Genomic DNA, 1,295 nt, shown 5'->3' on the forward strand with positions numbered 1-1,295 from the left:
GGCTCTTATGTAGAGCGTCGCCGCCTGATTGTGTGCGTCCGGATCACGCGGATTGACCCCATAGTCCTTCGTGAATGCCCGCTCAGCAGGATCGTCGAGGAAATGGCCCAGTTCGTGAGACAAGGTTCCCATCTGCTCAGTGTCTTCCCAATCGCGAAAGTTAGGCGTGAGAACGACGCGCTTATCGACCGGGTCGTAATGCACTTCTGAGTCGCTTTTGATCGCAATGGGCTTATAGGCTCCGCTATCGATCCGATCACTCGCTGTATGTACATCAGAGATGAAAGTCGGACTCGCGTTGATCATCTTGAGCTGACTCTGCGAAGGCTGATAGTCGCCCCAAAGCGATTCGTTACCGGTGATGGGTTGTGTGTTCGTATCCATGATGACCTCCATTTTTCGTTGACCAAGGACATGCCGCCCCGCGTTGCAATGCCCTACTTCGCGGCGGTGAATTCGTGGCATGACCGCGCTGGCGCACGGTGACTCCAATATGGATCGCCGGCATCGTCGCGGGAAATGACCGGGTATAGAAAGCGATGGACACGCGCCGAGCACGGAGCGGCGTCATGTGTGGTCACTATTTGAATGGTCTGCGCGTTGGCCTCAGGCCAATTGATCGCGCACAGCGCGGCATGCGCGTCTCACTTTCGCTAACTGGACGGTTCTTTTGATACGGCTTGTCTGCTCGAGAGCCGCCACCTCACGGCGGACAGCGCTGTGAAGTGGCGGCACATTAACGCTCGGCTAACTCAGGCATCATCGCCCGAGGAAGTGTCTTCAGCTGCGTCATTGAGAGACGCGGCCGTCGACTGGTCAACGGAAGCTCCCGCATTCGAGCCACTTTCCGGCTGTGCTTGCGGTTGCGGTTGTGCTTGCGCTTGCGGTTGTGCTTGCGTCTGCGTCTGTGCTTGCGTCTGTGTCTGCGTCTGCGTCTGCGTCTGCGTCTGCGTCTGCGTCTGCGTCTGCGTTTGCGTTTGCGTCTGCGTCTGCGTCTGTGCTTGCGTCTGCGTTTGCGTCTGACCTTGCGTCTCCTGCTCGTTCGCGCCCCGTCCAGGCGTCATGCCTGCGCCCCACATCCACTGATTTAAACTCGCACGATCAGCCGAAGTCATCGGACGAGATTGCGTGTTCGAGTTGCGACCCTCGCCGCCGATGGAACGGACAGTGGTCCCGGCGCTGTCCGTCTTTGTGACGTCACGGCCGCCGTCCGCGTTATAGTTCACAGCCGTGATCGTGCCGGAGTTTTCATTGCGGTCGAAGGCGACAGACGAGACGGCCTTACCCTTTGAGTC

At 58.5% G+C, this 1,295-nt stretch carries 1 protein-coding gene and 1 pseudogene; both read right to left on the reverse strand.

Going from position 1 to position 1,295, the window contains the following annotated elements:
* A pseudogene (locus tag NCT03_RS33590) lies at window positions 1–384 on the reverse strand (hypothetical protein); the annotation flags it as partial.
* A 368-nt stretch (window positions 385–752) separates the two neighbouring features.
* Window positions 753–1,295: hypothetical protein (locus NCT03_RS33595; protein ID WP_250495508.1), on the reverse strand; the 543-nt coding region annotated here is incomplete at its 5' end.

Origin of the sequence: Caballeronia sp. GAWG1-1 (assembly GCF_023631465.1) — a bacterium.
Classification (GTDB): Bacteria; Pseudomonadota; Gammaproteobacteria; order Burkholderiales; family Burkholderiaceae; genus Caballeronia.